19 protein-coding genes are annotated in these 20,260 nt (G+C 68.5%); 11 read left to right on the top strand and 8 right to left on the bottom strand.

From position 1 onward, the window contains the following. Position 1 precedes the first annotated feature (1 nt). Together OHA70_RS12225 and OHA70_RS12220 are read left to right on the top strand one after the other, a co-directional pair. Positions 2 to 1,558, top strand: a complete 1,557-nt coding sequence (locus tag OHA70_RS12225) for an AMP-binding protein (RefSeq protein ID WP_328331751.1) — start codon at positions 2 to 4, stop codon at positions 1,556 to 1,558. Then, positions 1,551 to 2,159 (top strand): TetR/AcrR family transcriptional regulator, encoded by a 609-nt coding sequence (locus tag OHA70_RS12220; RefSeq protein ID WP_328331749.1) that lies wholly within the window; start codon positions 1,551 to 1,553, stop codon positions 2,157 to 2,159. Before OHA70_RS12225 ends, OHA70_RS12220 begins: the two co-directional genes overlap by 8 nt. On the opposite strand, the gene OHA70_RS12215 is transcribed toward OHA70_RS12220, so the two are convergent. After that, positions 2,142 to 4,424: an NACHT domain-containing protein gene (locus tag OHA70_RS12215; RefSeq protein WP_328335111.1), complete on the bottom strand. Its 2,283-nt coding sequence runs from the start codon at positions 4,422 to 4,424 to the stop codon at positions 2,142 to 2,144. The two genes, OHA70_RS12220 and OHA70_RS12215, sit on opposite strands and share 18 nt — an antisense overlap. A 116-nt stretch (positions 4,425 to 4,540) precedes the next feature. Between OHA70_RS12215 and OHA70_RS12210 the strand changes: the two genes are divergently transcribed. Next, positions 4,541 to 5,989 carry an MDR family MFS transporter gene (locus OHA70_RS12210; protein WP_328331747.1) on the top strand — a complete coding sequence of 483 codons (1,449 nt, stop codon included), beginning with the start codon at positions 4,541 to 4,543 and terminating at the stop codon, positions 5,987 to 5,989. Here the strand turns inward: OHA70_RS12210 and OHA70_RS12205 are convergent. Continuing rightward, on the bottom strand, positions 5,986 to 6,999 hold the full coding sequence (locus OHA70_RS12205; RefSeq protein WP_328331745.1) for a LuxR C-terminal-related transcriptional regulator: 1,014 nt from the start codon (positions 6,997 to 6,999) through the stop codon (positions 5,986 to 5,988). The genes OHA70_RS12210 and OHA70_RS12205 overlap by 4 nt on opposite strands. 95 nt (positions 7,000 to 7,094) lie before the next feature. Between OHA70_RS12205 and OHA70_RS12200 the strand changes: the two genes are divergently transcribed. Continuing rightward, positions 7,095 to 8,036 (top strand): TolB family protein, encoded by a 942-nt coding sequence (locus tag OHA70_RS12200; RefSeq protein ID WP_328331743.1) that lies wholly within the window; start codon positions 7,095 to 7,097, stop codon positions 8,034 to 8,036. Here the strand turns inward: OHA70_RS12200 and OHA70_RS12195 are convergent. After that, positions 8,033 to 8,908: a proline dehydrogenase family protein gene (locus tag OHA70_RS12195; RefSeq protein ID WP_328331741.1), complete on the bottom strand. Its 876-nt coding sequence runs from the start codon at positions 8,906 to 8,908 to the stop codon at positions 8,033 to 8,035. The genes OHA70_RS12200 and OHA70_RS12195 overlap by 4 nt on opposite strands. A gap of 42 nt (positions 8,909 to 8,950) precedes the next feature. Between OHA70_RS12195 and OHA70_RS12190 the strand changes: the two genes are divergently transcribed. Next, on the top strand, positions 8,951 to 9,967 hold the full coding sequence (locus OHA70_RS12190; RefSeq protein ID WP_328331739.1) for a GNAT family N-acetyltransferase: 1,017 nt from the start codon (positions 8,951 to 8,953) through the stop codon (positions 9,965 to 9,967). Here OHA70_RS12190 and OHA70_RS12185 read toward each other — a convergent pair. Next, complete coding sequence (locus tag OHA70_RS12185) at positions 9,954 to 10,385, bottom strand: MarR family winged helix-turn-helix transcriptional regulator (protein ID WP_328331737.1); 432 nt, start codon at positions 10,383 to 10,385, stop codon at positions 9,954 to 9,956. The genes OHA70_RS12190 and OHA70_RS12185 overlap by 14 nt on opposite strands. A 76-nt stretch (positions 10,386 to 10,461) precedes the next feature. Here OHA70_RS12185 and OHA70_RS12180 point away from each other — a divergent pair, with 76 nt between their 5' ends. Further along, positions 10,462 to 10,833, top strand: coding sequence for a hypothetical protein (locus OHA70_RS12180; protein WP_328331735.1), 372 nt, complete (start codon positions 10,462 to 10,464; stop codon positions 10,831 to 10,833). A gap of 368 nt (positions 10,834 to 11,201) precedes the next feature. On the opposite strand, the gene OHA70_RS12175 is transcribed toward OHA70_RS12180, so the two are convergent. Then, positions 11,202 to 11,378: a hypothetical protein gene (locus OHA70_RS12175; protein ID WP_328331733.1), complete on the bottom strand. Its 177-nt coding sequence runs from the start codon at positions 11,376 to 11,378 to the stop codon at positions 11,202 to 11,204. 230 nt (positions 11,379 to 11,608) lie between these two features. Between OHA70_RS12175 and OHA70_RS12170 the strand changes: the two genes are divergently transcribed. Continuing rightward, positions 11,609 to 12,904 (top strand): XRE family transcriptional regulator, encoded by a 1,296-nt coding sequence (locus OHA70_RS12170; RefSeq protein WP_328331731.1) that lies wholly within the window; start codon positions 11,609 to 11,611, stop codon positions 12,902 to 12,904. An 8-nt stretch (positions 12,905 to 12,912) separates the two neighbouring features. Further along, on the top strand, positions 12,913 to 13,449 hold the full coding sequence (locus OHA70_RS12165) for a GNAT family N-acetyltransferase (RefSeq protein ID WP_328331729.1): 537 nt from the start codon (positions 12,913 to 12,915) through the stop codon (positions 13,447 to 13,449). On the opposite strand, the gene OHA70_RS12160 is transcribed toward OHA70_RS12165, so the two are convergent. Further along, positions 13,413 to 14,444: a hypothetical protein gene (locus OHA70_RS12160; protein WP_328331728.1), complete on the bottom strand. Its 1,032-nt coding sequence runs from the start codon at positions 14,442 to 14,444 to the stop codon at positions 13,413 to 13,415. The genes OHA70_RS12165 and OHA70_RS12160 overlap by 37 nt on opposite strands. Further along, on the bottom strand, positions 14,441 to 14,779 hold the full coding sequence (locus OHA70_RS12155) for a PadR family transcriptional regulator (protein ID WP_328331725.1): 339 nt from the start codon (positions 14,777 to 14,779) through the stop codon (positions 14,441 to 14,443). Before OHA70_RS12155 ends, OHA70_RS12160 begins: the two co-directional genes overlap by 4 nt. 130 nt (positions 14,780 to 14,909) lie before the next feature. On the opposite strand from OHA70_RS12155, the gene OHA70_RS12150 reads away from it, so the two are divergent. Both OHA70_RS12150 and OHA70_RS12145 read left to right on the top strand, forming a co-directional pair. After that, a complete protein-coding gene (locus OHA70_RS12150) occupies positions 14,910 to 16,574 on the top strand; it encodes a PHP domain-containing protein (RefSeq protein ID WP_328331724.1) in 1,665 nt (554 codons plus the stop codon). A 36-nt stretch (positions 16,575 to 16,610) separates the two neighbouring features. Then, a complete protein-coding gene (locus tag OHA70_RS12145) occupies positions 16,611 to 17,522 on the top strand; it encodes an oxygenase MpaB family protein (RefSeq protein WP_328331723.1) in 912 nt (303 codons plus the stop codon). On the opposite strand, the gene OHA70_RS12140 is transcribed toward OHA70_RS12145, so the two are convergent. Further along, positions 17,519 to 18,370 (bottom strand): SAM-dependent methyltransferase, encoded by an 852-nt coding sequence (locus OHA70_RS12140; RefSeq protein ID WP_328331721.1) that lies wholly within the window; start codon positions 18,368 to 18,370, stop codon positions 17,519 to 17,521. The two genes, OHA70_RS12145 and OHA70_RS12140, sit on opposite strands and share 4 nt — an antisense overlap. 182 nt (positions 18,371 to 18,552) lie before the next feature. Between OHA70_RS12140 and OHA70_RS12135 the strand changes: the two genes are divergently transcribed. Continuing rightward, positions 18,553 to 19,770 carry an ROK family transcriptional regulator gene (locus OHA70_RS12135; protein ID WP_328331719.1) on the top strand — a complete coding sequence of 406 codons (1,218 nt, stop codon included), beginning with the start codon at positions 18,553 to 18,555 and terminating at the stop codon, positions 19,768 to 19,770. The last annotated feature ends 490 nt before the right edge of the window (positions 19,771 to 20,260 follow it).

Genomic DNA, 20,260 nt, shown 5'->3' with positions numbered 1-20,260 from the left:
CGTGGTCATTCAGAGTCAGTACCCGCCGATCGAGATCCTCGACGCGCCGATCCACGACGTGGTGCTCGGTCGTGCGCAGGAGTACGGCGACCGGATCGCGCTGGTGGACGGCGTCAGCGGACGGGAGATCAGCTACGCGCAGCTGGACGGGATGAGCCGGCGGATCGCGGCCGGGTTCGCCGAGCTGGGCATCGTGCACGGCGACACGATCGCGTTGCACAGCCCGAACACGATCATCTATCCGGCGGTCTTCTACGGCGCGACTCGTGCGGGCGCCACGGTGACGACCGTCAACGCGCTCTACACGGCAAGCGAGCTGCACAAGCAGCTGGTCGACTCGAAGGCGAAATTGCTGGTGACGATTTCGCTCTTCCTGCCGGTGGCGACCGAGGCGGTGAAGGACACCGACGTCCAGGAGATCCTCGTCTGTGACCAGGCCGAGGGATACCGGTCGGTGCTCGAACTGCTCGCCTCGACCGGGCCCGAGCCGGTGGTCGAGATCGACCCGGCGAACGACGTCGCGGTACTTCCGTACTCCAGCGGCACGACGGGCGCCGCCAAGGGCGTGATGCTGACGCACCGCAACATCGGCACGAATCTCACCCAGGCCGAGGCGATGTTCGACCTCGACGAGGGCGAGCGGATCATCGCGATCCTGCCGTTCTTCCATATCTACGGGCTGAGCGTGCTGATGAACCTGCCGCTGCGGCTCGGCGCGACCGTGGTGGTGCTGCCGAAGTTCGACCTGCAGCAGTTCCTGACCGTGCTCGACGAGCAGAAGATCACCCGGGCCTTCGTCGCCCCGCCGATCGTGCTGGCGCTGGCGAAGCACCCCGCGGTCGACGGAGTGGACCTGTCCTCGCTGAAGTACGTGACGTCCGCGGCGGCTCCGCTCGACGGCGACCTGGCCGAGGCGTGCGCCAAGCGGCTCGGGTTGCACACGATCCTGCAGTGCTACGGGATGACCGAGCTGTCTCCGGGGACGCACGCAGTACCGCAGGACGACATCGCTCCTCCGGCCGGCGCCGTCGGCAAACTGTTCCCGTCCACCGAGATGCGGCTGGTCGGTGCCGATGGCAACGATACGGACGAGGGTGAGATCTGGATCCGCGGACCGCAGGTGATGAAGGGCTACCTCGGCCGGCCCGCGGAGACGGACGCCACCGTCGACCCGGACGGCTGGCTGCACACCGGCGACATCGGCCGGGTGGACGAGCGCGGGTACCTGTACGTCGTCGACCGGCTCAAGGAGCTGATCAAGTACCACGGGTACCAGGTGCCGCCGGCCGAGTTGGAGGCCGTGCTGCTGACCGACACCCGGATCGCGGATGCGGCCGTCATCGGCGTACAGGCCGATGGCAACGAGGTGCCGAAGGCGTTCGTCGTGCCGATGCCGGGCGTGGAGCTGACCGAGGCGGACGTGATCGAGTACGTCGCGGAGCGCGTGGCACCGTACAAGAAGGTCCGTCAGGTGGAGTTCATCGACGCTGTCCCGAAGGCCGCGTCGGGCAAGATCCTGCGACGCGAGCTGAGAGCACGGGAAGCCACGCGTGAGTGAGGTCCTGCGTGAGCCGCAGCAGGATCGGAGCCGGGCGACCCGGCAGAAGCTCCTGGAGGCGGCGCTCGAGTCACTGTCACAGGTGGGCTATGCGGCGACCACTGTCGCGGTAGTGGCGGCTCGGGCCGGTGTATCGCGTGGGGCGGCGCAGCATCACTTCCCCACGCGGGCGGACCTGTTTGCGGCGGCAGTGGAGTACATGACCGAGGTGCGGCTGGCTGAGATCCGCGAGCAGGCTGTCGGGCTGCCTAGTGGTGAGGGGCGGACCGAGGCGATCGTCGGGATGCTCGCGGACGTCTACACCGGACCGCTGTTCAGAGCTGCCCTGCATCTGTGGGTAGCGGCATCCACTGAGGAGCCACTGCGGCAGCAGATCGTCCGGCTGGAGGCGCATGTCGGGCGGCAGGCGCACCGGGCGCTGCTGGAGGTACTGGAGGTTGAGGAGCGCACGCCGGGAGTACGGGAGACCGTGCAGGGTGTGCTCGACATGGCTCGCGGGCTGGGGTTGGCGGACCTTCTGACCGACGACGCGGCGCGACGGCACGGCATTGTGCGGCAGTGGTCCCGGATCCTCGACCAGGTACTAGCGGGTGCGCGTTAGGTTGCTGCGGTCGGCTCTGGCAGCTATCCGTTGATCTACCTTGGCGGCCAAGGCGTCTGGGTCGCACTCGGCCAGGTGGTCGCGCACTAGTAGGTGGATGAAGGCGTACTCGCCGCGGCCGGTCTTGGTGAGGACGTAGCGCTCGGCGGCGTACCGGAGGAAGGCAGCGCGTCGCCACGGCAGGTAGCCGCTCCACCGAAGCAGGAGGCCGTGCAGACCCCGCGACAGGGGCCCGGCAAAGAAGGGCGCCCGTCGGCGCCAGGCCTTGGACGCGACGGTGCCTGCCGCGATGCCCAACACCGCCTCGGGACCAGTGGTCCACCACAGCGTCGCTCCCAGAGCCACCGCGATCAGCAGGCCGGCCAGTGCGCCACCAAGGGTCCACTTGCCCATCCGCCAGCGAACGCCGGGGCCGTCCTGGTGTTCCCCCTTGCTGTGCGGGTAGACCAGGTGGTCCATCGGCAGCGCCTTCACCAACCGGATGCCCTGGGCAACTATCAGGCCGATCGCGCAGCCGGCGACGAAATCCGCGCGGTCGTCGACTGCGGCGAAGAGGACCGCGCTCGCCACGGTCACGCCGACCAGCCGGACGGTGAGCAGGAGCCGGCGCCGGTTGTTGCCGGAAAGGATGTACTCCAGGCCGTAGGACGCCCAGACCACCACTCCCTGGAACGCAAGGCCGAGCCAGGGCGGCAACCGCTCGGCGAGAGCCGTGACGGCGAGGACCGACACCAGCCCGGCGATCATGCCGATACAGATCATCACCGCCAGCAGTTGGTGTCTCGGCTGGTTGCGGCCTTCCTGGAGGATCCACCAGGTCTGTGGGCGCACCTGGACCATCACCAGCGCGGCTACGCAGACAGCGAGCCCGGCCGATCCGCCGTACAGGGCAGTGGCGCCCGCTGCGGCTCCTGCGGCCAGACCGGCGAAGAGGCCCGGCAGGCAGATCATGTGGGCCAGGTAGCCGACGGCGGGGAGGACCAGGCCGTACCAGCCGTTGGGTGTGAGGCGGCGCGGTACTTCGATACGGTCGCCGGCCCTGGTACGCGTCCACCATGCGAGGCACCAGAGCGACCGGACCGCGGCACGGGACTCGAAGTGTGAGCTGCTCGGCCGGTAGCGGGCCAGGACCTCGGAGATGAAGGTGTCGAACAGCTCTCGCCGGTGGTCGGCCAGCACTCCGCCTGCGATGTCACGCGCGTCCCTGCCCTGGTAGGCGAGGGCCATGACGTTCAGCATCAGCGGGGAGTTGACCAGGTCCCACAGGTCGTCGTCTCGCTCCATCGCTGCCAATGCACCGGCCAACTCTTCGCCACCGGAGGCGAAGTAGTCGAGTACCTGCTCGCGGCTGAGCGGGCGGATGCGGACCGCGCCGTACAGCTTGAGCTTGTGCTGGAGTGCCTCGTACTCCTGGATGCGGCAGGTCACGGCCACCTGGCCGATCAGGTAGCGCTGGCCCAGCTCGGCCAGTACCGGAGCGAGCTTCTCCTGGTGGGCAAGGGCTACCTCGTCCAGGCCGTCCAGTAGTAGAGCGAGGCGTCCCTTGGTGAGCCAGACCCGGCCTACTGCGGCAGGGATCTGGTACCGGGTGTTGAGCTCGGCGAGAAGCCAGCGGACGAAGCCGGCCAGGAGAGAGCTGTCGCCGGGGTCGTCGCCCTCCTCGCGCGCAGTAGTGGCGTTCCAGCTGGCGAGGTCGACTACTACCGGGATCGGGCTGTTCGGGTTGGTGTGCGCTTCGGAGGCGAGGGTGCGGGCCAGCTCTCGGAGCAGGGTGGTCTTGCCGGCGCCAGGGGCTCCGAGGATGAGCATGGAGTCCTGGAGGTCGTCGAAGGCCGCAGCGATGTCTGCGTCCTCGCGGACCTCGGTAATGCTGCTGTTGAGCGGCTGGACGAGCAGGTCGTACGGGCGGATCACCGCCTCCGGGCTGATGTCGAGCGCCAGGGCGAGGCGGGTCTGCGAGGCCAGCGAGCCGGCAAACCGGTCGGCGAGGTAGCGGTCGACACGGGCGAGGGCGTTGGGGCGGTTGCGCGGCTGGTCTGCTGAGCGGGCCGAGAGCCCGACGGTGCGCCGGCTCCGGTACTGCGCGAGTCCGGTGGCGATCGCGACGAGCCAGAGCACCCCGATCGCGGGCCAGGTCCAGCCGACGTACGGCTCGAGGAACCGTGGGGCGGTCCCGCCGGTGCCGACGTTGATCGCGATCGGCAGCAACACCAGCGTCAGCGAGATCGTCACCACCAGCACGACCACCCGGACCAGCCCGTGCATCCTCACCCACGGAGAGTACCCACGCGGCAGCCCCACCGCCTCCAGTACCGGAGCGTCCAGCTATTGGCCATCACCTACGGGAATCGGTATCCCGTCACGTAAGTTGTGTAGCTGTTATGACTACTGAGCGGATCGACCGGGCGAGTGTCGGGCTGCGGTCGGAGCGGGGACCGATTCTGCTCGCCGTGATGCTGAGTGTCGGGCTGGTGGCGATCGACGCGACCATCCTGGCGACGGCCGTACCGTCGGTGGTCGAGGACCTGGGTGGGTTCACCCAGTTCCCGTGGCTGTTCTCGATCTACCTGCTGGCCCAGGCGGTCTCGGTACCGATCTACGGCAAGCTCGCCGACCAGCGCGGCCGCAGACCGCTGATGCTGTTCGGCATCCTGCTCTTCGTGCTCGGATCCGTGCTCTGCGGGTTCGCCTGGAGCATGCCGGCGCTGATCGCGTTCCGGCTGATCCAGGGGCTCGGGGCCGGCGCGATCCAGCCGATCGCGATGACGATCGTCGGCGACATCTACTCGGTCGCCGAGCGGGCGAAGGTACAGGGCTATATCGCCAGTGTCTGGGGCATCGCCTCGTTCGTCGGCCCCACCCTCGGTGGCGTCTTCTCCGACTACATCTCCTGGCGCTGGATCTTCTTCGTCAACGTTCCGCTCGGGCTCGCGGCCGGCGTGGTGTTCTACCGCCGGTTCAAGGAGAACGTCGTCCGGACCACCCGCCACCAGATCGACTACGCCGGTACGATCCTGCTCGCCGTCGGCGGCTCGCTGCTGCTGCTCGGGCTGCTCGAGGGCGGGGTGATGTGGTCCTGGGACTCGTTCACCAGCATCGCGATCCTGGCCGTCGCCGTGCTGCTGCTGGTGACCTTCGGCTTCGTCGAGCGCCGCGCGGCCGAGCCGATCCTGCCGTTGTGGGTGCTCAGCCAGCGCGTACTGAACTCCGCCAACTCGTCGGCTCTGCTGGTCGGCGTCCTGATGATCGGCCTGTCGACCTACGTACCGCTTTATGCACAAGGCGTTCTCGGGACGTCGGCGCTGGTGGCGGGCTTCGCGCTCGCGGCGATGACGCTGGGCTGGCCGATCGCGGCGTCGCTCGCCGGCCGGATCTACCTGCGGATCGGCTTCCGCTGGACGATGGCGATCGGCTCGGTCTTCGTCGTGATCGGCTCGGGCCTGCTGCTCACGGTCAAGCCGTCGAGCTCGGTCGTCTACCTCGCCTTCGCCTGCTTCGTGATCGGTATCGGCCTCGGCTTCTCCGCCTCGCCGGGCGTGGTCGCCGCGCAGTCATCGGTCGAGTGGACCAGCCGCGGCGTGGTGACCGGCGCCAACATGTTCGCCCGCTCCGTCGGCAGCGCGGTCGGCGTCGCCATCTTCGGCGCGGTCGCGAACGCCATGGTCGCCAGCCGCCTCGGCGACAGCCACGACAACCTGGAGAACCTACCCGCCTCGGTCCTCGCCCCCGCCATCCACGACGTGTACTACGGCGCTGCCGCGGCCGCGGTCCTGCTAGTCGTAGCCGTCATGTTCATGCCCAACCGCGTCACCGAGATGCCCCGCAGCTAGCTCGTCAGGGCGAGCAACTCGTCGCGGCCGGTGACTCCGGTCTTGCGGTAGGTCGAGCGCAGGTGATCGTTCACGGTAAGGACCGACAGGTCGAGCCTGCGGGCGATCTGCTTGGCGGCGAGGCCGTCGGCGACGAGGCCGAGAACCTCGGACTCACGGTGGGACAGCCCGGACCAGGCCGCGAACGCCGGGAGCACCTGCTGGACATTGGCCGGCTGGATGACGACGGCGACCTCTACTGGTGCCACTGCAGACCGGCTACCGCTGAGCACCAGCCATCGGCCGTCCTGGGTGCGTACCCGGCACAGCGCGTCCGGTCGGCCGGCACGAGCCGCTTGAGCCACCTCGTGCACCACCCGGGTCACGTCGTCGAAGTTCAGGCCGTCGGACCTCAGATACCCCAACCAGGTCTTGGCTTCAGGGCTCACGGAGAGGAATTCGCCGTCTCGGCCGACCAGGACCACCCCGGCCGCGGCGGGCACCGGCTCTCCGCTAGTACGGCGTACCTGGTGGCGGCGCACCGCAGTACAGAGTGATCCTGCCAAGTCGGCCGCTACCTCAGCGTCGACGTCGGTGAACGGGTGGCGGCGCTCGTCGCGGAACAGGGACAGCGCACCCCAGTACCGGCCACCGTCGACCAGGACGAGCCGGAGCTCTGACCTGAACCCCTGCGGGCGGAGTATCTCGTGCAGTCGCGGGCTGCGGGGCTCCGGAGCCGCGCGGAAGGCGAGTACGCCGACATGGCCGGGCCGCCTGATCAACTCGGTGTAGCGGTTGAAGTCCTGCTCGACCGTCTCGTTCAGGATCAGCCGCCGGGTCGCGACCTGCAGGCCGTTCTCGGCATACATCGTGCAGCGCAGCTGGGTGATCGGATCGACGGCGAACAGGTAGTAGCCGTCGAACCCGACCGCGCCGTTCACCGCCCGCATCACCTCTTCGGCGAACGGGGTGCCGGGCAGCGTCGCAGTGTCTGCGATCAGTTGCCGGGCAGCGCGAACGGTAGCCCCCATGCGGCCATCGTGACACCCGGGCGGCATCCCGAGAAGTAGGGAGTGTGGGCGAGGTCGTGGGGCGCTGACACTTCGAGGAATCGAAGGGGGAATTCATGAACACCGAACTGACCCGCCGCGAGGTCGGCCGCTTGACCTTGATCCCACTGGCGGCATTCGCCGGGCTCTCCGTGCCGGCAGTGGCGCAGGCGACCGGGCCTGGCAGGAACGGCCGGCTCGCCTACGCGGCGCAGACCAGCTCCGGTCTCCAGCTCTTCACTGTCCGCGCGGACGGCAGCGGCGTACGGCAGATCACTCACGTTGATGGGGACGCGGCTCACCCGGACTGGTCGCCGGATGGCCGCCGGATCGTGTTCGAGTTCGGGGGCGAGAGCCATGCGGGGGTTTTCCTGATCAACCGCGATGGGTCCGGGCTGCGGGATCTGACGCCGACCGGGTTCCAGGGCAATCCGGCGTTCACGGCTGACGGTCGGCACATCGTGTTCGACTCCGAGTCCGGCAATATCGACATCTTCCGGACCGACGGCAGCGGGCGGCGGACGCTGACGCACAACCCGTTCCCGGGGGTCGGGTACGACACCGATGCCAACGTCTCGCCGGACGGCCGGTTCATCACCTTCGTCCGGACCAGGGTGCCCTCGAAAGAGCAGGCCCTGTTCTCGATCCGGGTCGACGGGAGCAGGCTGCGCCAGCTGACGCCGTACTCGCTGGATGTGGGGGTCAAGCACGACTGGGCTCCGGACAGCTCGCGGATCGCGATCATCGCCAATGCCGACCATCAGCCCGCCGGGACGTCGGCGAACGTCGCGACCATCCGGCCGGACGGGTCCGGGTTGCGGATGCTCACCAACTACAGCGGTGGCGAGGTCAATGCGTTGACCGGCTCCTACTCACCGGACGGCTGCTGGATCGCCTACCGGCTCGAGGACCACGGCAAGTTCTCCCTGATGAAGATGCCGGCCAACGGGCATGGCCGCCCGCGACGCATCCTGTCGCTGCCGGAGGCACCGCGGTTCATCGACTGGGGAGTTGCCTAGGCGCCGCGGGACTCTGCTAGGCGGCGGAGCCAGTAGCGGAACCAGGATGGGCCGTAGGGGATGTAGACGCGGGTGGGGAGGTCTCGGGTGTGTAGGTCGTCCAGTACTTCGGGGCGGATGCCTAGTAGTTGCTCGACGGGGACAGGGCCGGCTGAGAGCAGTACTGCCTCGCGTAGGCGGCCGTCGTGGGTTGCTAGGGACCAGCGGGCTTTGCTGGCTGCCAATTGGTGGGCCAGGCGGAGGTACGCGATGTCTGTCTGCTCGCCGTACGGGTAGGCACCGGTTGGCTCGACGTACGCGCCTTTGACTAGGCGGATCTGTACTCCGGCCGCTGTCAGCGCGTCGATGTCGTCGGGGGAACGCTGCAGGTTCGCCTGGACGGTGGCGCCGATGCGGTCCGCCAGGCCGCGGCTAGCCACGTCTAGGACGCAGTGGAGGATCTTGTCGGTTCGGGCGGTGTCCTCGGCGCCGATCTGGAGCAGGCGGCCCGGTGGGAGGGCTTCGGCGATCGTGGCGACGTGGTCGGCGGCAGTGGCGGGGTCCACGTCTAGTGCGAGGTGCGACAGGTCCAGCGACAGCCAGACGTCGGCGGGTGGCTCGGGGAGGAGCTTGGCCAGCTCTAGGTACTCGTCGACTACATGGGCGGCATCTGCCGGGTCGGTGGACATCTCGCCGAACAGGTCGACGCTGATGCCGTGGCCCTTGGCTACCTGGGCTGCGGCGACTTGGAGTGCCTCGTCGCGAGTTCGGCCGGCGACGTACCGGGAGGCCGCTCGCCAGGCGTTCTCCTCGCCGCCGGGGATGCCCTTCACTAGTTGCTCGAGTCGTTCGTTGGTTGCCAGCTTGAACAGAATTGCCCGGTCCGCACGCATGCCGTCCACTCTGCCAGCGCCTCAGGTCTAGGGTCCGTGGGCATGCGGGCAGTGGACTGTGTTGGGGCGTTGATCCGGGATGAGCAGGGGCGGGTGTACGTGCATCGGCGTACTGCGCAGCGGCGGTTGTTGCCGGGGATCTGGGATGTCGTGGGTGGGCATCTGGAGGACGGGGAGACGCCGGAGCAGGCGCTGGCTCGGGAGGTCGAGGAGGAGACGGGGTGGCGGGTACGGGAGATCGTGGCGGCCGTCACCGACTGGGAGTGGGAGTACGAGGGGCGGGTGCGGCGGGAGATCGACTACCTCGTCGCTGTTGACGGGGACCTCACGCGGCCGCGTGAGGAATTCGGGAAGCACGACGCTGGCGCCTGGGTCGGGCCGGCTGACCTGGAGTTGCTGATGGTCAATCGGACCGACGGGGATCGGCGGTTGCGGGACATCGTCGCGTACGCCGTCCGGACTCATTTGACGGAGCGCCTGATGTTGGTCCCGATCACGGGACCGGATCAGGTCCTGCCCGGACATGCGGCGGACCTGGAGCGGCTGCACGGCGATCCGTGGGTTGCGGAGTGGTACGACGAGACCTGGTCCGCCGAGGAGTCGGTACGCCGGGCCGCCGGGTTCCAGTCACGGTGGGAGACCAACGGCGTCAGCAAGTGGATGGCCTACGAGCGGTCCACCGGCTCACTGGTCGGACGCGGCGGGATGGAACGGATGGACCCGACCGCGGAGGTCACCGCAAAGATCGCGACGCTCCTTGATGACGATGCTCTGTGGATAACTGATCGGCTTGAGCTTGGGTGGGCCTTGCTGGGCTCGGCTCGCGGGCAGGGGTTTGCGACCGAGCTTGGTCGAGGAGCGCTCGAGTACGCCTTCGGTGTGCTGGGCGCTCGGTCGGTGATCTCTTTCACCGAGCGCATTAACACAGCGTCCCGCGCGGTGATGGAGCGGCTGGGGATGAAGTACGTCGGCGAGATCCAGAGCGATGGATTGGTCGAGGGTCGGATTGGTGTCCACCCGGACGCTCCGTTTGCGGTGTACGTCGCTACGGGCGGTTGAGGGCGGAGACGAAGCGGGTGAGGAGGACAGCGAAGGTTTCCTTGTCGGCCTCCGGCCAATCGGTCATCGCCTCGGCGAAGCGGGTTCGGCGATAGGTGTGGACGGCGGCCAGGCGGTCGTGGCCGGCCTGGGTGAGGACGAGGTTGGTTCGCCGACCGTCCAGTTGATCTGCTTCCCGGCGTACCAGGCCTGCGCTGACCGCGGCGGCGACCAGCTTGCTCGCGCGCGGCTGGTCGACGCCGAGCGCCTCGGCGATGCCGTTCACGCCCAGCGGTTCGGCGCCCGCCGCCTCGATCGCGTCGATCACCTGCTGACCGGAGTCGTCGGCGACCCCGGCCGCGCGGGCGAACAGCTTCTTCGCCTGGCGCCGCCGGATCGTCACCATCGCCGCCTCGACCTCGGCAACGGGGTCGACCATCAGCCCTCCAAGATATATGCTCATTGACATGCACATGTCAGATGACAATAAGCCTATCGGATGGTGGCTGAAGGAAGTGGACCGGCTGCTCGAGCTGTCCTTCGAGCAGGTGCTCGCGGCGGACGGTCTGAGCCGGCGGCAGTGGCAGATCCTGAACGCGGTCCAGGGAGAGGCGCCGGTTGCGGTCGCGCTGGCGCCGTTCCTGTCCGGCGATGCGGCCGAGCTGGCATCGTTGACAGGTCCGCTGACCGAGCGCGGCTGGCTCGACGACGACGGGCTGACGCCGGCCGGAGTGGCCGCGCATGCGCAGCTGAGCGAGAAGGTCGGGGCGCAGCGCCGGCGGATCACCAACGGGATCGTCGACGCGGAGTACCTGCAGACCGTCGACGTACTGCGCCGGATGGCGGTGAATCTCGGCTACCGCCCCGGAAATGGCTCCGCTGCGTGACCGCCCAGGCGCGGCGGTCACACAGCGGATCCGGCCACCTCGGAGTGTGGCTCCTGGTGAGGTGTCAGGAGCCACACGTGCCCTCCGCCGGAGCTCGGGGCTCCGGCGACGGACACTGCCCCGCCCGGCCCGAGGTGTCGGCCAGGAGGTGGGTTTGGAACGGCTGGGCGGCGGCGATACAGGGACTCAGCCGCCAGCCCAGCCGGGCTGGTGGGCGGTGCGGTCCGGAGCTGAGGATGCCCCGGACCGCACCTGAGGTTTCGTCCGGAGCTGAGGAGTGCCCCGGACCTTCGATCGCTGACCCTGGACGTGAGGAGACCCCAGGAGCAGCTCCGGGTCTGAGGAGGACCCGGAAGTCTTTTGAACTGTTAAACGTCCGCTTCTTGCTGCGGGCCGAGCAGGTCGTTGGTGACCTTGAGACCGGCGAAACGGCGCCGCATCGCCTGCTCGTAGCGCGCTGCCAGCGGTGCTTCTGCCACGTACTGCGCGATCACATGCTCGCCGAACCAGACCCGCACTCGGCGCCGGTGCTGCCTCGACGTCATTTCCGCAACAGTCACTGCTTGCTCACCCCGTAACTCTCAGCCCTTGCAACCAGTTGGACTTACTGGTTGTCATGGCAGTAATGGTGCACAGACCGACCGTGACCGCTCTAGGACCTGGAGAGGACCTTTGCCGGACCTCTTCCGGACCTCTGGCGGACATCTGGGTGACTGCACCTTGTAGTGGGGCATCAGTCGAGACAACGTCTTATCTGACGTGAACGGGAGGAACGATGGCGGGTAGGTATACGCCTAGAACGGTCCTGGCGCACCTGATCCAGCGCCGGAACCAGACCTACTCCGAGATCGTCGCCGAGTTCGTCGAGCTGGGTGGAACCATCACCGAGCGGCACCTGCGGCGCCTCGCATCGGGCGAGCGGGCAGGGACCACTCCACAGACCCGGCGCACCCTGCAACGCATGTTCGGCAAGCCGGTCGAGGAACTCCTCGCTCCGTACGTCCCCGAGCAGGCCGCCCAGGTGGTGCCGGCGCCTGCGGCAGGTGGACGGATCACGACAGGTAATGAGATGGAGGTACTCGACATGGCTGCCAGCCGTGCGCGGGCTTTCGCCCTCGCGGCCCAGACCGGTCTCGGAAGCGAGGCCATGGAACAGGTGTACGACGACGTGAGACACGTCGCGAAGGCCTACCCGCAGCGCCCGCTGCCGGAAATCCTCGGCCAACTGGTCGAGACGCAGGACCTGGTCTTCGCGTTGCTGGAGAGCCGGCAGCGTCCGGAACACCTGCGGCAGCTGTACTTCCTCGGCGGCGTGACCGGTGGCCTGCTCGCCAAGGCGTCCCACGACCTCGGCAACCCGCACGCCGCGCTGACTCAGGCCCGGACCGCGTTCCTCTGCGCCGACAACGCCGACCACCACGGGCTGCGCGCCTGGGTCCGTGGACTGCAGTCACTGGTCTCCTACTGGGCCGGCAACCCGCACGACTCGGTCCGGTACGCCCAACTGGGCGCCGGGTACGCCGAGCAGGCCAACAGCACCACCGGCGTCTGGCTCCCGGTGAGCGAGGCCCGCGCCTGGGCCGCGCTAGGCAACGCGGACGCCGCCCGGGCCGCCCTGGTCCGCGCGGAGAACGCGTGGGGCACGGTCCAGGCCGACGAGCTCGACGAGATGGGCGGCCTGTGCACCTTCGGCCGCAACCGCCAGCTGTACTACGCGGCCGACGCGCTGGCCTGGCTTCCGGGCGAGCGTGAGACCGCGGAACAGTATTCTCGGCAGGCAGTGGATGCCTACACCGACCAATCGCACCCCGAGTGGGCCTTCGGCGACGCCGCCGGCAGCCACGCCGCCATGGCCATCACCCGGATCGCGAACGGTGAACTCGACGGCGCCGCCGACGCACTCGCGCCGGTCCTCGGTCTGCCGACCGAGCGCCGGATCAACGGTGTCGTGCACTCGGCCCGCCGGGTGCACCAGGCCCTGCGGCAGTCGGGCCACGCGGAGGATGCCCGCGACCTGCAGGAAGAGATCGAGATGTTCACCCGGACGCCGATGCAGACCTTCCCGCGGTAGCAGGCGGGATGGATCCACTCACCGGCGATGGCACCAGGCTCCGCGAGTTCCGGGCGGACGACCTGGACGACTTCTATGCCATCGTCGGTGACGATCGGGTGACCAGCTGGATGGCGTTCGACAGCCACACGCCGGAGTCCGCGGAGAAGATGCTCGCCGGAATCCTGACCCGGTCCGCCCAGCAGGACCGGCCCGATTACATGCTCGCCGTCACCCGCCTTGACGACGACCAGGTGATCGGGTTCGCCCGGCTGGCGCCCGGAGTCCACCGGGGCGGCAAACTCGCGTACGGGATCGGCGCCGACCACTGGGGTCACGGTCACGCGACCGATGCGTCCCGGACGCTGCTCAGGTTCGCGTTCGGTCAGCTCGACCTGCACCGGGTCACCGCTGCGATCGGCCCGGAGAACCTGGCTTCGATCGCGGTGGCGAAGCGGCTCGGCTTCAGCTATGAGGGTCAGCTGCGCCACCACGTCTTCACCAACGGCGAATGGCGCGACTCAGCGCTCTACTCGCTGCTGGCCACCGAGTTCCCGGCCGGCTGACGCCGGCGGTTGATCCGGACCGCGATCCGGCCGGCGACGAGAGCTGACAGCACTACGGCTAGCAGCACGCCGATACCGCCGAACGGCATGGAGCTGACTACGCCCAAGGGGCCGTCCGAGGTCCAGGCGCCGCCCACCAGCCCGTTCAGGTAGAACAGCAGCAGCCAGGGCACCGAGTTGATGGCGAGCGCAGCTCCCCACGAGCGGTGGCCGGCCAGCAGCAGGACGACGGCGACCACGATCAGGGCTGTGCCGAGCAGGACTCCGAGGCCGACCCGCAGCGAGTCCTGGCCAGGCTCGCGATAGAAGAACCAGTGGTCGGACTGGACCGACAGCGCGGTCATCAGCACCGCGCCGATGGACGGGCTCGCGACAAGCAGAGCGAACCGACCACGCGAGCGGCGGGGCGTTGGCGAGGTGCCGGCTGACTTGGATCTTGCTGGGTGGCCCGCGGCTGCGAGGGTGGCGATCACGGCGGTGAAGAGCAGGATCGTGCCTGGTGGCCGGGTGAAGCCGTGGGATTCGGCCAACTGCTGGATCGGCAGCCACATGATCGCGAGCGCGCTCATCGCGCTGACTGCCGCCAGCCAGCGCGCAGCGATGGCGCGGTCGAAGACCATAGCGATCGCGGCGAGCAGACCGGCGAGGAAACAGAACAATCCGGTGGTCACGTTGGCGACGGGCGAGTTGGTCATCCCGGTCTGCGGGTCCCAGGGCGCCCACTCACCGAAGATCAGGAAGGTGCTGCTGATCGCGGCGAGCAAGGTCACCGCGATCACCGATACACGATTGCGGATGCCCCGGATCAGAGTGGGCGGACCCGACTGGGTCAGGCGGACCCGGACGGCATGGGCTGCCAGGTTGAGCAAGTCTCTGGGGTCGGCGTGACCGCGGGCCTCGGCGGAGTCGAGCAGCAGGCCGAGGGCCTCCTCGCCGTGCTGCTCCCGCCACCAACGGGGGTAGCAGCTGAGCACTCCCCTGTACAACGCGCTCATGCCGCACCCCCCGTCGGGCGGAGCCGGAGCCGGGTGATCGCCTGGTCGGCGTTCGCCCGCAGGCGGGCGGCCTCGGTGGTCAGTGCCTCGGCGCCGGAGTCGGTGAGTTCGTAGTACCGGCGGAGGCGGCCTTCGACGACCTCCTCGCCGGCCGGGCGGACCAGGCCCTCCTCGCGGAGGCGGTCGAGGGCTGCGTACAAGGTGCCGGGGCGGAGGGTGACTCGGCCGCTGGACAGCGTGGACACCTCGTTGATCACGGCGTAGCCATGTTTGCGGCCGTCGGCCAGCGCGGCCAGGACGAGGAACGTCGGCTCGCGCATCTCGGTGGAAGGCATACCCTGAACGATAGTCAGTTCATCGGTATATGACAACCATCGGTACATAGGGCGACAGTTCATCCGGTGCACATCTTCGCGTCATGACGGGCCTTGACAGTGTCTTGTCAGCACAAGAAAGGTTCCCGTCATGACCGAGCAGCAAGTGCCTGAGTGGGCCGATCCCGAGGTTCCTGAAGAGGCATTGGATCCGCAGGGGGTGTCTCGGCGCGGGTTGATCCGGGGTGCCGGGCTACTGGGGGCAGGGTTCGCGGCTGCTGGGATCAGCGGCGTCGCGGGAGCCAGTGAGGCGGCGGCCAGCACCAGTACCTCGCACGGGGATCCGGAGTTGGTGTATCTGGTGGGGGACCATCACGTGCACACCCGGTACAGCCATGACGCGAAGTACGACTTCACCCAGCATGCGCAGCGCGGGGCGCAGTTCGGGCTGGACTGGATGGCGTTCACCGAGCACAGCAACTTCGGGCACGCGGACAAGGGCGCAGCCGCGGAGAACGCCGAGGTGCTGAAGGCGCGGTCGGAGAACCCGCGGATGCTGATCTTCCAGGGCCTCGAGTGGTACATCCCGGCCGCGGAGCACGGCACCGTGCTGGTCGCGCCGGGGCCGAACAACGTTGCGCTGCTCCAGCAGTTCGAGCGGGAGTACGACGGCAAGCTGACCAACCGCTCCGCCGATACCCCCGAGAACGAGCTACACGCGATCAAGGCGCTGCAGTGGCTGGCCGCGCAGAAGCGGAGCGGGTTCGTCGACGACGTACTCGTGCTGGCCAACCACCCGCTGCGGCTGGGCATCGACTCGCCGCACGAGATCAGGGCCTGGCGGGACAGTGGCGTGATGATCGGCATGGAAGGCGCGCCCGGTTCGCAGGGCGACGCGGATCCGGCCTGGGTCGCGTACCGCGGGACGACCAACTCGCAGCGCGGCGAGTACGTGAACAACCCGGGCACCGGCAGCTTCCCTGGGTACCCGAACGATGCGTACCGCACGTACGGCGGCTTCGACTGGGCAACGGCGACAGTGGGTGGACTGTGGGACGCCATGCTCGCCGAGGGCAAGCTGTTCTCGATCACCTCGAACAGCGACAACCACCGGACCATTTGGGACACCTGGACCGACGGGGTGTTCCCACCCGGGCAGAACTTCGACTCGCTCGGGTGGAAGCCGTCCCCGACCGACTCGGGTACTCCGCAGGCCGGTAGCGACTTCTGGCCTGGTCAGTTCAGCCGGACGCATGTGGGCGTGACGAAGTACGGCTACCTGGACGTGATGGCTGGACTCCGGGCCGGGCGGGTCTGGGTGGATCACGGACAGCTGGTTGACGGCATCGACGTACGGGTGGCTCCGGCCGGGTCGTCGCAGCGCGGGGTCACGCTGGGCGGGCGGTTGAAGGTACGCCGTACTGAGCGGCTCGAGTTGCGGGTCACGGTGACCAGTGCGACCCGTCCGAACTTCCACGGGCTGCTGCCGCAACTGGCTCACCTGGACGTCATCCGGGGCGTGGTGACCGGTACTGCGCCTGACAAGGACAGCTGGCGGGCACCGGACACGCGAGTGGTCGAGCAGGTCGACGTACACCGGAAGACCGGGACCTACACGCTGCGCATCCCGCTTGGCCGGGCAGAGCGGTCGCACTACCTCCGCCTGCGCGGCAGCGACGGCAGGCGGAACGGTCCTGGCTACCTGGGCCGCAAGATCGACCCGGCTGGGCCGATCCAGCACCCGAACGGCGATGGCGATCCGTGGCTCGACACTTGGCTGTACACGAACCCTGTGTTCGTTGACGTCTCCCACTGATGGTCGGGGGCTTGGAGTGGTGGGCAGACTGGAGTCATGTCCGCCACTCCGCAGGAGAACCTGTTCAATCCGTTGAGGGACGGGCTTGCCCGGATGATCCTGACGAAGGTGGCCGGGCCGGATCCACTGGCTGAGCGGTCCCGGGTTCACGACACCCCCGGGCCTCGGTGGTTCGCGCCGGACCGGCCGATCCGGCGCGTGCATGGGGACGCCTCGATGTTCGCCGGCGGGCTCCGGGCACTGCTGCTGCAGTCGCTGCATCCGTTGGCGATGGCGGCGGTGTCGGCTCACTCGGGCTACCGGGGTGATCCGTGGGGACGGTTGCAGCGGACCAGCTACTTCCTCGCTGTGACGACGTACGGCGCTGCAGCCGACGCGGAGGAGGCAGTGGCCCGGGTACGCGGGGTGCACGAGCGCGTGCGTGGGTCTAGCCCGGATGGTGTGCGGTACCGGGCGTCTGACCCGCACTTGCTCAAGTGGGTGCACCTGGCTGAGGTGGACAGCTTCCTGGCTGCGCATCGGCAGTACGGGGCTGTGCCGCTCGACAGTGCTGAGAGGGATGCATACGTCGAGGACACTGCTCGGGTTGCTCGTGCGCTGGGCGTGGTGGAGCCGCCGACGACTCAGGCGGAGTTGGGGCAGATGTTGGAGGAGTACCGGCCGGAGCTGCGCGGTACTACGGAAGCGCGGCAGGCGGCTCGCTTCATCCTGGTACATCCGCCGGTACCACTTGCTGCGCGGCCGGCGTACGCAGTACTGACTGCTGCGGCCGTCGGGCTGCTGCCCTGGTGGACTCGGTGGCCGTTGCGGTTGCCGCTCTTGCCGCTGGCCGAGGGCACTGTCGTGCGGGCCGCCGGCGAGGGGCTGACCCGGACGATTCGGTGGGCGTTGGCGTCACCGACGCTCGAGGCGGCGATGAATGTCGACAAGTCTCCCTTGACGGACTAAGGCTTGCGGGCGACGCCGCAGTACAGGATCTGGCCGGCGCCTGCTCGGAGGCCGGCGGCCGGCGTCTCTTCGAGCACGGCCTCGGGCGGCCACCAGTCGTAGAGGCGGACGACGCCCGGGTCGAGGATCTCCAGGCCGTCGAAGAACGAGGTGATCTCGGCCGGGGTGCGGAAGCGCAGGGACGGGAACTTCTCGTGGAACTTGTCCTCCAGCTCCGTGGACAGCCGGGCCGCTTCGCTCCCGTCGCGCGGGTTGCAGGCGTGGCTGATCGCGAGGAACGAGCCGGACGGCAGCGCGTCGACGTACGTCCGGACCAGTTCGCGGGTCTTCTCGTAGTCCTCGAGGTGGTGCAGGACCAAGGCCTGGATCATCCCGACCGGCTGGCCGAGGTCGAGGTTGTCCGCGACGATCGGATCGGCGAGCAGCTTCTCGGGTTCGGTGAAGTCGGCCGGTACGAAGAACGTCTGGTCGTTGTCGACCAGCAGAGCCCTGCCGTGCGCGATCACGGCCGGGTCGTTGTCGACGTACACGACCTTGGCGGCCGGATTGATCTGCTGCGCGAGCTGGTGGGTGTTCTGCGCGGTCGGCAGGCCGGAGCCGAGGTCGAGGAACTGGGTCACCTGCGCCTCGCGGGTCAACCACTCGACGACGCGGCCGAGCCAGCGGCGGTTCTCGCGGGTCCAGTCGGGTAGCTCGGGAGCGATCTGGAGGATCTGCCGGACGACGGCGCGGTCGGACTCGAAGTTGTCCTTGCCACCCAGGAACGCGTCGTAGACACGCGCGACGCTCGGCTTGGTGGCGTCGACGCCGGGGGCTACGACGGGATCCTGCCTCGTCGGGTCCGGCATTCAGTAACCTCGCTTCGCTCGCCCCCGGTAGTTTTCCCCCTGGTGCGAGGCTAAACCGGACCGGCGGTCATCCCCCGGGCGGCGACGAGGTCTTTGCACGGTTTTGCGGTGATTCGCACTGTTTTGCGCTGAGAGGTGCGCCCGGAGCGATGAAAGGCGCCGGACGCCGGTAGTTTGGTCCTGTGCCGTTGCGCCCGAACCGCCCGCTGCCTCTCGCTACTCCGGCGGGGGTCGAGGTGCTGACCAGGATTCTGACCCAGGGACCGATCCCTAGGGTCGAGATCGCCCGGCGCACCGGACTCTCCCAAGCCGCCGTCACCAAGGCGGTCGCGCCGCTGATCGAGGCGGGCTTCGTGACCGACCAGCTGATCGCAGTACCGGCTGACGAGGTGAGTGGGACCCGGGTCGAGCTGGGGATCGGGCGGCCGGTGAGTCCGCTGACGGTGGTACCGGACAGCATCTCGGTGATCGGGCTGAAGGTGACGCCGACCGATCTGATCGGCGTGACGACGGACTTCCGGGCGGGGATTCGCGCGGTACGGCACCAGCAGGTGACCGACACGTCGGCGGAGTCGGTGATCAAGCGGCTGGCCGAGCTGGCCAAGGAACTGATCGAGACGCTCGACGATCCTGCCGACCCGGCCGGGCCGCTGATCGGGATCGGGGTCGCGGTCTCGGGTGATGTCGACGCTGCCCACGGGGTGGTGCGGGACTCGCCGTTCATGGGGTGGCGGGACGTGCCTCTTGCTGCCTTGCTCTCGGATCAGCTGAAGGTGCCGGTTGTCGTGACGAACGATGTTCGCGCGCTGACGGTTGCTGAGCACTGGTTCGGCGTCGGGGTCGACGCGGATTCGTTCGCGGTGGTGACGATCGGGTCCGGGGTCGGGTGCGGGCTCTACATCAACGGCGAGGTGGTGTCCGGGGCGCACGGGGTCTCGGGCGAGCTCGGGCATCTGCCGTTGGCGCCGGGGGATCTTGTCTGTACTTGTGGACGACGGGGTTGTGTGGAGACGGTCGCGTCGTCGGACGCGATTCTGGCGCGAGTACGGGAGACCACTGGTCAGCCGGACCTGGACCTCGCCGGCGCGATCGACCTGGCCCACAACGGCGACGACCACGCCCGCGAAGCCTTCGACCGGGCCGGCGAAGTCATCGGCTCGGCCCTGGCCGCCATGGTCAACCTGGTAGGCCCCGAACTGGTGGTCATCGCCGGTGAAGGGGTCGCCGACTACGACCTCTACGACCAACGCATGCGCCAAGCCTTCGCCGAACACGCCTTCGGAGCCGCCGGCGACTGCCGCCTGATGCTCCGCTCCCACACCTTCGACGACTGGGCCCGAGGCGCCGCCGCCACGGTCATCCGCTCCTACGTCCGAGGCGAACCCCCACTCAGCCGCTAACCCGCGCTGCACACCACCGCCTACCTCCCCGCCGCCACCTCCATCCGGCCGCTCTTTCGCGGAGATTCTCAGTGGGCACTTGGGGTGGTTATTAACCCTTATCGGGGGTATTTGGCTCCCATTCCTCAGGCTCGCGCCGAGATCTGACTGCAGGCCGTCGCCGACGATCGGCACCCTCGTCTCCAACCTGCGGCGCTACAAGCCGACCACCCGGCCCGTAGCTCCCTGCCTCCTATGTCCCGCTCGACAGGAGGTACTCGCCGATCCGCCCTCTCCCCACGCCCAGCCGGCGCCCGACGGACGCGCCGAAACCGACTACTTCCTGTCGAGCGGAACACATCCCAGCCGCGAGCACCTCACCTTGCAGACCCACGAGGTGACGCATAGCGTCACGAGCCCGGTGAGGGCGTGGGTGGGCCGGGCAGTCTGCTTCGTGGTGCGAGCTGGCGCCCGGCGCCACGAGCCGGGGGCCGGCCGGGTGGTGTTGTGG

The sequence above is a fragment of the Kribbella sp. NBC_00382 genome (assembly GCF_036067295.1).
In the GTDB taxonomy this organism is placed as follows: Bacteria; Actinomycetota; Actinomycetes; order Propionibacteriales; family Kribbellaceae; genus Kribbella.
This window is presented reverse-complemented; position numbering and strand designations above follow the sequence as displayed.